The 10,636-nt window shown below is 38.5% G+C and carries 10 protein-coding genes; all 10 read left to right on the forward strand.

Annotated elements, in window-relative coordinates; all coding sequences use genetic code 11:
* Positions 1-43: 43 nt before the first annotated feature.
* Positions 44-568 carry a hypothetical protein gene (locus tag OCV81_RS03770; protein WP_148328494.1) on the forward strand — a complete coding sequence of 175 codons (525 nt, stop codon included), beginning with the start codon at positions 44-46 and terminating at the stop codon, positions 566-568.
* Positions 565-756 carry a hypothetical protein gene (locus OCV81_RS03775; RefSeq protein WP_117747498.1) on the forward strand — a complete coding sequence of 64 codons (192 nt, stop codon included), beginning with the start codon at positions 565-567 and terminating at the stop codon, positions 754-756. Before OCV81_RS03770 ends, OCV81_RS03775 begins: the two co-directional genes overlap by 4 nt.
* Positions 756-4,562, forward strand: coding sequence for a phage tail tape measure protein (locus OCV81_RS03780; protein ID WP_148328496.1), 3,807 nt, complete (start codon positions 756-758; stop codon positions 4,560-4,562). Before OCV81_RS03775 ends, OCV81_RS03780 begins: the two co-directional genes overlap by 1 nt.
* Entirely contained in the window at positions 4,559-5,116 is a 558-nt protein-coding gene (locus tag OCV81_RS03785; RefSeq protein WP_148328498.1) for a hypothetical protein, read from the forward strand. The genes OCV81_RS03780 and OCV81_RS03785 overlap by 4 nt, the downstream gene beginning before the upstream one ends.
* Before the next feature lie 248 nt (positions 5,117-5,364).
* Positions 5,365-5,838: an RNA polymerase sigma factor gene (locus OCV81_RS03790; protein ID WP_148328500.1), complete on the forward strand. Its 474-nt coding sequence runs from the start codon at positions 5,365-5,367 to the stop codon at positions 5,836-5,838.
* 145 nt (positions 5,839-5,983) lie between these two features.
* Positions 5,984-6,283 carry an SH3 beta-barrel fold-containing protein gene (locus OCV81_RS03795; protein ID WP_262640073.1) on the forward strand — a complete coding sequence of 100 codons (300 nt, stop codon included), beginning with the start codon at positions 5,984-5,986 and terminating at the stop codon, positions 6,281-6,283.
* 1 nt (position 6,284) lies between these two features.
* A complete protein-coding gene (locus tag OCV81_RS03800) occupies positions 6,285-6,632 on the forward strand; it encodes a hypothetical protein (RefSeq protein ID WP_148328504.1) in 348 nt (115 codons plus the stop codon).
* A 123-nt stretch (positions 6,633-6,755) separates the two neighbouring features.
* Positions 6,756-9,512 (forward strand): hypothetical protein, encoded by a 2,757-nt coding sequence (locus OCV81_RS03805; protein ID WP_148328506.1) that lies wholly within the window; start codon positions 6,756-6,758, stop codon positions 9,510-9,512.
* 1 nt (position 9,513) lies between these two features.
* Entirely contained in the window at positions 9,514-10,347 is an 834-nt protein-coding gene (locus tag OCV81_RS03810; protein WP_148328508.1) for a hypothetical protein, read from the forward strand.
* The coding region (locus OCV81_RS03815) for a hypothetical protein (RefSeq protein WP_262640068.1) at positions 10,337-10,636 on the forward strand (300 nt) is incomplete at its 3' end. The genes OCV81_RS03810 and OCV81_RS03815, both read left to right, overlap by 11 nt.

Below are 10,636 nucleotides of genomic sequence, written 5' to 3' on the forward strand. Positions count from 1 at the left end.
GATTAAGCCGGGCGGAAGTCCGGCTTTAATTTTAATTGTATGTATGGCTGATTTCGAGAAATTGGAGAATGTGATAAACAGAATTGCATCAGGATTCGAAAAGTCATGTATGGATTGCCTTCAGGGAAATAATATAGAAGTGGCAGACCTTGTAAGGGAACAGCTCTATTCAGGTCTTGACGGTAATACAGACAGTCTTAGGCCGGGATATTCTGATGATCCGTACTTTCGTGAAACAACTTCTGTATGGCATAATAATCCTGACGGATATATAGAATGGAAGAAAAAGATAACTCCTCCTATTAAGAGTCCTATGCTGAACCTCCCTCCGAGACCTGTGGATGTTCCTAACCTGTATATCACCGGTCCGTTTCACGAGAGTATCCGCGCATCTGTTACAGGTGACACTCTTTCGATTGATACTGTAGGATTCGTGGATGGTCCGGATATAGTAAGGAAATACGGGAATGACATTCTCATGTTGGGAAAGGACGCAAGAGAGTATGTTGTACTTCAACTTCTCGAGCCTTTTTTGAAACGTTTTTTCAAACAATGTGGGTATAAATGATGGGATGCGGTTGCGAGAATAAGAAAATCATGTCTGACTATGAGCGTGTGGCCATGCTTGCAAAAAAAGCTGCCATGCTGGACGGATGTGTGTACGTTGTGTACAGGAAGAGTGACGGTACCTACTCGTTCGATAAGGAAGGTACCAAGGTGGATGGCGTTATTGTTGAATATAAACATTACTTGTGATGGGAAATTTAAAATTGAAGGATTTCGTCGATGAGGAATCATTGAAGAAGCTGCAGGAACTTAGGAGTACAATATCAGATGTAAGGCAGGATTACAAGGATGCTGCCTCTGAACTTATCAAGGGACTTACTGTTGACGTCAAGGTAAAGGGAGACATTGACAAGTTGCAGGCCATATATAATACCCAGGCTAATAATGTATCTTCCGCATCGGATAAACTTACTGAGGCGTTCAGAAAACAGTCTGAGGTTGCTGAACAACTGATGAAGAAAATAAAGGAGAAGGCGGATGCAGAAAAGCTGAGTACAAAAGAGGTTAAGGAATTGTCAAAGGCATCAGCAGAAGCATCAAAGGCAATGCAGCAGGCTGCAAAGGCTGAGGAGGCAATGAATAAGGCCCAGAAAGCTTCGAACACTACCAGAAAGGCTGCTGCCATGACCGAAGAGGAGCGAATCAGGATAATCAAGGAAGCGATTTCGCTATCCGATAAGGAAGTGCATAGCATTGAGGAAGCAAATGAAGTTAATAAGAAATTGCGTCAGGCTGTACGGCTTGTTCGTGATACAGATGAGGATTACAGAAATACGCTCGGTAAGCTGAATTCTACCATCGGAGTTAATACAGATTATGTAAAGCGTAACAGTGACCGGTACACGCAGCAGAAGATGACCATCGGTAGCTATAAGGAAGAAGTTAAAGCGGCCTGGATGGAACTAAACCATCTTAATGATTCTATGGGCAGCTTTGGAATCATATCAGGAAGTTTTGGTGATTCCCTTCAATCTCTTGGTAATGCTGGAAGTATGCTTGAAGGATTGTCCGGTATAGGAAAGATATTCCAAAATAAGTGGCTGTTGGGACTTGGAGCTGTTGGTGCTGCCGGTGCCGGAATAGGATGGTGGGTGAACTACAATAAGGGACTAACAGAGGCTACAAGACTTACCCAGCAGTTCACTGAGAAGTCAGGAGAGGACCTGAAGGCTTATCGCACGGAAGTGCAGGCGATTGCAGACTTCTATGGTAAAGACTTCAAGGAGGTATTGATTGGTGCAAATGCTGTATCGAAGCAGTTTGGTATATCCGCTGAAGAATCACTGAAACTGATTCAGGACGGATTCATTGCCGGTGCCGATGCAAACGGTGAGTTCCTGGACACTCTTAGGGAGTATCCTGCATACTTTAAAGAAGCTGGGATAAGCGCTGAAACATTCATCGCAATTACTGCCCAGGCTGCTAAGTCTGGTATCTATTCTGATAAGGGTGTGGACGTTATCAAGGAAGGTAATCTCCGTATCCGTGAGATGACTACCGCTACAGCCTCAGCACTCGAAGGTATCGGAATATCCGCAGATAAGGTTCAGGAACAGCTTAGAACAGGTCAGAAAACCACATTCGACATTATACAGATGGTTTCACAGAGACTTAGTGAGTTACCTGACAGTGCGTCTGTCGTAGGTACCGCTCTTGCTGACATATTCGGTGGCCCTGGTGAAGATGCCGGATTGCAATATGTACGAACATTGAAGGATATTAAGACTAATCTTGATGATGTAAAGGATGAAACTGGACAATTAGGTGATGTTCAAAAAGAAATGATTGAGTCTCAAAAGAGGTTAGCAACAGCCGTTTCCGATTTATTTGACATGACAGGAGGCTCATTTGAGACTATGACAGCAAGAATAAAAACTTTTGGCAATACTGTTATAGCTGACCTTCTTGAACGAATCAATAAGCTGCGTATGTCCGCTGACCAGGAAACATATAAAGCATTGGAAAACGCCAAGTCTGATGGAACTGCAAACGGAGCAAATGCTTATAAGAGCAATCAGGATAGAGTTGAAAACTTGACAAATTCATATATGGAATATCAGGGCATGACAAGGGATGAAGCTTATAAAGCAGCCTTAGAGCATGTTAAGAGCGATATTAAGAAGCAGTTGGAAGATAGTGATAAATTGTTGTCTGAAGCCTCAACTAAATATGATAAACTTCGTGTCGAATATGGAGAAAAGGAGAGAAACAAGTGGAGTGATTTTTGGGATAGATTTATTTTTGGAGGTTCTGTAAGCATTGATAATAATAGGCGTTTGGGTGTGGTAAGAGAAGAGTTGAATGACGCTCGTGATGCGCTTTCAAAAGAAACATCAATAAATGCCTCACTTTCAAGACAGCTTCAAGACTTAAGTACAGACGGTAGCTCCCCAAAAACCATAAATATCGGTACAGAAACTGAGGATGAAAAATCAGCACGTCTTGAAGCGGAAAAATCGTTGCAGGAATCACGTATTGCATTGATGGAAGAAGGACTTGATAAGGAACTGGCCACAATCCGCTATGGTTACCAGCAGAAGATTGATGCCGTAAAAGGTAATTCATCCGCAGAAATGGCATTGAGAAAATCGTTACTTCAAGAAATGAACAACGAATTGGCGAAGGCTTCTGAGGAGTATGAAAAGAATCGTGCAAGTATTGACCTTCAGAATCGTCTTGCCTCAGTTGAGGAAGGAAGTGATGAAGAAATGTCAATTCGTCTTGATATTCTTGAAAAGCAGAAGGAAGAAGAAATTAAGGCTGCTGAAAGTAATGGTGCCGATGTGAGCCTCATCGATCAGAAATATCTTAATGAAAGGCGTAAGATTTACGAGGAATATGCTTCTGATTACATTGACGAAATTTCTAAATCTGCTGCAGCAGAACAGGTAGTAAGGAATGCACAATATAATTCCGACATGAAGGAACTGGAAAAGCAGCATGCCCAGAAACTTGTTTCTGATGAGGAATATGAAAAGAAGAAGGCTGAGATAACAGAACGTTATTCGATTGATACCGCTAAGGCTGCTGTTGATTCGTTGGAGGAACAGCTTTCTGTTGAGAATATGAGCCAGGAAGATCGTGAAAAACTTGCCGAACAACTCCAGAAGGCAAAGGCTGATTTGGCAAATGCTGAAGCAGATGCTGAGATAGCAGCCATAAAGAGGGTACAGGATGAGGAGGAAGACTCGTACAAGAAGAGGATGAAGAATGCTCAGAAATGGATGAGTGTAGCATCTGAGGCAATAGGTAATATTGGTAATCTGATGTCAACATTATATGAGCGTGATATTGAAAAGATTGAGGATGAACAGGATGCCAATGAAGAAGCGTATAATGATGAAGTTGAGCGGATTGAATCTTTAGCGGATAGTGGTGCTATATCTGAAGAGGAAGCAGAAGCACGTAAACGTGCCGCCGAATCTGAAACATCAAGAAAGAATGAGGAACTTGAAAAGAAAAAGGTACAGCTTCAGCAGAAACAGGCTAAATGGCAGAAGGGTGTGGATATTGCCCAAGCTGGTATAGCAACAGCACTTGCAATTACTCGTGCATTACCTAACCTTGTACTTGCTGCAATAGTAGGTGCCATGGGAGCGGTACAGATAGCGACAATCGCAGCAACACCGATTCCTGCATACAAGGAAGGTACAAAAGATGGGGGACATGTTGGAGGTCTTGCAATCGTAGGTGATGGAGGGAAGAAGGAAGTTATCGTATATTCAGGAAAATCATGGATAACTCCGGATGTTCCTACAATAGTAGACCTTCCTAGAGGTGCAGAGGTTTATCCTGATGTTGATGATTTTGTTGAAAGCGTGAGGATGAATCCTGTGTATGATTTTGGGAAAAATAATACAGTCGTTGTGAATGATTATTCAGAACTCAGCCGAGAGATTAAAGGTATGAGATACGACATGAAGAAAATCATGAGAATAATTCACATGGATTCGTATAATTCTAATTATGAACATTATAAGAATACAAGATTATGATAACTACATTAAGCAGACTGAGCATGGGCGATTTTATTGAGTTGCTGTGCGGAAACAATCAAGTTCTTTTGGAAGATGGTGATAATGATTCCATGCTGGAAAATGTGGCTTCTGAATTGATATATCAGTATCAGTGCATAGTGAATCCGTCAGGAATTGAGTCGGCACTTCTTGAAAAGGAAGAGAAAATCAAGATTAAGTACAGGATTACTATTGCTAAGATATTGAAAGCCCTGATGAGCATAGATGCAATTGAAGATGTCATTGAACTTCTGAAAGAAATGGGTTATTATATTAATGAACGAGACAGGATTTCTTCAAAAATTGACCGTATGATTGCGGAAGCTGAATATATGAAGAAAAGAATTGATGATAATTCACATACATCCGGAAAGAAAAATACGACTGATGTACGTGCGTCATTTGACAGGGAGATAGCTTTTCTCATGACTTATTTCAAGATGAATATTGACACAAGAAATATCACTGCAGGTGTTTACGCCAATATGGTTCATCAGGCAGATGTGGAGATTAAGAGGAAATTGAACCGTTAAAAATTTTAATGATTGTCGAATTATTTTTCATGTAATTAGTAACACGATTAAACACTAATAATCGTATAACATGGAAAAGAAATTCGACAATCTAATTTTATTGCCTGAAATTAACAAGAAATGTGACGTAATAATCAATTTGTTATCGTCATTGTGTGATGATCCAGATTTTCTTATCGGTACTCTTAGGAAGTGTGTCGATAAACAGCGAGAACTATCATCTGATCGCATGAAAATCGTTAAGGGTCATGGAACTGGAACAGATTGTCATTGATCAATATCAGTGGATATTATCAATGGCTAGAAAATACTTCCGAAATGTGATGGATGCGGAAGATTTGGCAGAAGAAACCGTTTACAAGATTCTGATGAATAAGAAAAAGTATGATTTTTCTAAGAGTTTCAGACCCTGGTGTTCTGTTATCATGTTGAATACATACATCACTTTGTATAATCACGATTCATTGATACGGTTTGATTCTGAGGATAAGGCAGGTTTTATTCCATCGTATTATAATGCTGAAAGTTATGTTCTGAAGAATGAAATTGAAAGTGTTATTGAACAGTGTCGCGTGAAATCATGTGCCGTTGATTGTGCGATAATGTATGCTGAGGGTTACTCATATGAAGAAATATCGGAGAAGCTGAATATACCATTGGGAACCGTGCGAAGTAGAATATCCTTTGCACGTAATATGATTCGTCAACATATTGTAGATTAATAAGTTAATTAAGGTTTCTGGCTTAAAATGGCGAAGTTTCTGATTGCAAATATAGCCAATCTGAACTATCTTTATAGTACAATTAAAATATAAGTCAAACCAAATAATTAACATTATGGAAAAGAGTAATTTTCGAGTTAGAGTGATGAAGTATGCACATCAGTTAGCTAAATCAACAGAGTACACGTGGAAAATCTGTCTTATCAAGGCTTGGGAGTTATACAGGCTTGCGAAGAAGATGCGAAATGGTATTGTCAGATTCGCATTCAAGAAAGTTGACGGTACTATCAGACATGCCACAGGAACATTATATAATCTTCCGGCCGGTTCTTCAATCAACGGAAAGAAAATGACGAAGCCAAGTTACAAGACATTCGCCTACTTCGATGTAGACAAGTCAGAGATGAGATGCTTTAAAATTGAGAACCTTATAACAATCTATTGATATGAGAGAGAGTTATATTATTACTTCATCTGGTGAAATTGTATTAACTTCTCCAGAAAACGGTCATGATTTCTCATTGAAAGAATTGCAGGAATCTGTTAATGGATACATTGAGATTGTTCCGATAAGGAATACTGTTGGACCTATTTCCTTTAAGGAATTTGATAAGGACGGTTTTACCATAATGCTGAATAATGAATATGTGATGGTTATCAATTCTGAGGGAAAGCTAGAAGGACGTGAATTCAATTATGCAGCTACAGTTCTGGCTTCTTCATCAGGTTCCATCATTCCTTGTGATTACATTGTTGGAGACGTGCTAATATGCACTGGTGATATGATTAAATAGTTTGGATTTGTGTAAATTGTTGTATTTCAAATATTTGTATGTTTCAATTCAGACGGGATTTTAGGCAAACCTTAGTTGGTTTGCCTTTTTTGATATATTTGCTTTTTGACAAAAAGCAGTAATATGAATTGTAAATTTTACCTATCATTAGGTTCTAATAAAGTCAACATTTCTTCGTCAAATTGTATTGAAGTGTCAGACCAGATAACAAACCTTAATGACATCAAGTTGTCTTATGTAAGGTCTGATTATGGTGGTGTTATAAGAAAGTGTGCAAGTGCAATAATATTGACTGGAAAGGCAAGAGATTCAATTATTGATTATTATACATCACAGAAATTAAAGTCTATTGGTGCTTTTGCAGTTTATCAGATAAACGACAACTGGACATACGATCTGCTGTTTAGCTGTCCGCTTGATTTTTCAACCTTCAAGTATGACGAATATACGGCTCAGATTTCATGCCTTGACAATTCTGTAGCAGCAATACTAAATTCAAACAACAACACAAAGTATGAGATACTTGTGGATGATATTAAGGAAGACAAGCAGTTGTTCTTCGATGGTGTAAGATTATTGAATACCGTAAAATTGGTTTTTACAGGTAATTCAGTAGATAATGAGGCTTATACTATAAGAGAAAATGTAAATTGTGGAGGTAACGTGTATTATATTCCTCCAATCTCATACGCTGAAAGCGATATACAAGTAGAAGGATATGTCAGACTAAACGACCAGAGTGAGGATTTGTCTGGAACGATAGACACCTCTTCGGCTTGGGCCACTGCAGGTCCTAATACTAATAGGACAAGCTACTTTCTTGAAGCCCTTAAGGATGTTCATATTGATGTTGATATATCTTCACTTTCAATTAAGGTTGTAAATTCTGCATCAGGTGAACTCAATGATGTCATGACATCACTTTACAAGATACCAGTAAGTGGTAATCCTGTATTAGTTTCCAGTTCGTATGTAGGTGTTGCCGGCGTTTTGGGAGTTGATTTGCATGAGGGAGAAAAGTTACAGCTGTGTTTGCACAGATTATCTATTATATCTCCAGTAAGCTTCGGTGTTTCGACATTCTACTTTTACGATTGCTGTAATATTAAATGGAACGTAACAGGTGATAAAAGTTATATTGACGTAGTAAAACCGGAATCACTCCTTAACGCTATCATCAGAAAAATGGGTATGGAGTCGTATGTCAATGGAGATATAACATTCGATGACACTTCATTAGAAAATGTATTGTTGGTAGCTGGAGAATCTATAAGAGGGTTTAACAATGCAAAGTTATATACTTCATTTTCCGATTTCTGTAAATTCATGGAAGTAGTTGCTGGAATGGTGTATGTCATTGAGAGTGGCTCCAGTGAATCTATAGGCGGTTCAGAAGGAAGTGAAGGTTCAGAAGGGCCTGACTATGACAAGGAATATTCGTATGGTGACTTGAATATTGAGGCTGATAATTTTGTGAGAAATGGAAAGATTACTACAGATGTTGTGGATAATTTAAGTTCTTTCATGCCGGATGGTGTATCACTTGTTCAAGTAGAGTTCTTCGAGGATTATATGTTTTTCGGTCTAGGCAGCGATGGAATATATTATTTTATCAACTTCCCTGGAATTGAAAAATATCTACGCGTTACAGATGAATTTGCAATAGAAATAATAGATAAGAATGTATTATATGATACAGAGTCAAGAAAGTATTATATCACTGATACAAAAAACAAGAAGTTGGACGATTTAAAGATTGATACTCTTGACAAACGCTATAATCATATTGCAAAGTTCGGAGGATTTGTTATTGATTCAGTTACAGACTCAGGGAAATATAATGGAAGCGTTAAGTCTGAAGATATATTTTTCTCTAGAAGCAGTTCGAAATTCCTTTATCGTGATAAAAGTGCAGGTAAATATTACAGCATTTTTGATGGATACGAAGATTATCAGAAGGATGGGAGATTGAATCCTGTTGCTGTATTCGTTGATGTATCCGATTTTAGTACATACGATGATGGAGCTTCGTATGTGGCCGTTGACGGTAAAAATTTGATATTATATGATGGCAATGTACCATTGTTGCCAGACAGGAATGTGAGCGGAATTGCTATGTATTCTGTATCCTACGAAGAAAACTTTGTCATAAGATTTGTTCACCGGGATTCAATATTTGTAGATTCTGTCGCAAAGTCATTGGATATTGCAAGCGAGCCTGAATACAGTGTCTCATCAGGAAGAATCTATTCTTCTGTAAAGATTGGATATGAAAAGCAGGATTATGACCTTGGGAATAACGGTAAGGATGAGTTTAATTCGACGATAGAATATTCGACTGGCATCAATCTTAAAGAGCAAACGCTTGATTTTCTGTGTCCTTATAGAGCTGACAGTTATGGGTTCCAGGAACTTGCAAGGAAGAAAGGTAATCAGACTTCAGACTCAGAGAGTGATAACAATACGTTCATTGTACATTCATTGAAATCTGATTCTCGATACAACTTGGATAGAAGCATTCCTGTTGATGGGGTATATACAGATACTGTATTCAACGCAAGACTTTTCCCACACTATTTGATAGATGCAAACAAAAGGTATCTTGCGTCATACACATCGAGACTTCTGTACACTTCAAGTGAAATAATGGACAGCATAACAGTAAACTCAAAAAAGATTGACAAGAATGTATCACTTTCGGAACCGTTGTTTTTGGAGGGTGATATAACAGTCAAGACTAATGATTTCATAATACCAGACGACTGGAAAGGATACGTAGAGTTTCAATGGGAAGGTAAGAGTTATAGGGGGTATCTTAGCAGTCTTGAGATTAATGTATGCAATAATGAGGTTTTTGAGTACAAATTAATTGAATGCTGATATGTACAGGATAAGTTCTTTTACTCCGTTATTTTTCTCACCTTCTACTGATGTGGGAACAAAAAGCAGGTATGTGCAGGAATTTTCAACTCATGACAGAATATTTCTTCAGGTGTTTGCATATAACGAGTCAAGTCAGCCATCTGTATTCGTCTATGATGAGATTTCAGGAGAAAAATTTACTGTTAATATGAGGTCGTGGAAAATGAACTCAGAGCAGACATTGTATTTCACTGAGATAACTGCACTGAACAATGGAATATATTCTGTCGAGGTAAATGGCGTTAAGTCTGAAGTGTTTAGAATTACGGATGATATATCTGGTACTGTCTTGCTGCAGTATTCAAATCCAAATAACAAGATGCGTAATGATGCTGTATTCTGGGTTGATGGAATGCAATATTTTTTTGATTTCAGGATACCTGGTGGATTCAAGGATGACGATTGGGTTTTCGGAGTGGATAATGAACAATATACTACTTCTCTTAATGATGTGGTTGATATATACAGTGTAGACAACGTACAGAAGACTCTTACTGTTGGAGATTCCAGGGGATGCCCTGTCTGGTATGCTGAATTGTTGAACAGGTCATTGTGTTGCAGTTATTTTTATGTAGACGGAATCAGGTATGTAAGGGTTGATTCGAATGTACCTGAGATGAACGTGCTTGTTGAAGGTATAAGGTCTTATGTGTTCAAGCAGGTTATAAGAAGGGTTTTTTCTTTAAATCCTACGATTGAGGAGAATAATCGTATCATCATGAGGCGTGTGGATGATGCGTCGTTGAGGAATATTGATAGTGGTAAATATAAAATTGTAGATTATGACAGATGAGGAAAAGAAGGAAATTGTAGCTGAGGTTATTCAAACATTGAAGACGAATGCCGTTACAGTTGATCAGTTGAATGAGGTATCATCATATACATCGAATGATTATGTTGAGCTGAATAAAGGCCGGAAGATGAGGGTGGACAAGATTGAGGAAAACATCGCTTCCGGTATTGACAAGAAGTATAGTCGGACAATACAAACTCTTGGTGAAAAAGATAAAGAAATAGAGGCTTATTCTAAGAAGATAACAACTGAGTATAATGTATCTGCTTTCTTCCCCACTGGAGGTTCA

The sequence above is a fragment of the Phocaeicola fibrisolvens genome (assembly GCF_025567125.1).
Taxonomy (GTDB): Bacteria; Bacteroidota; Bacteroidia; order Bacteroidales; family Bacteroidaceae; genus Phocaeicola; species Phocaeicola fibrisolvens.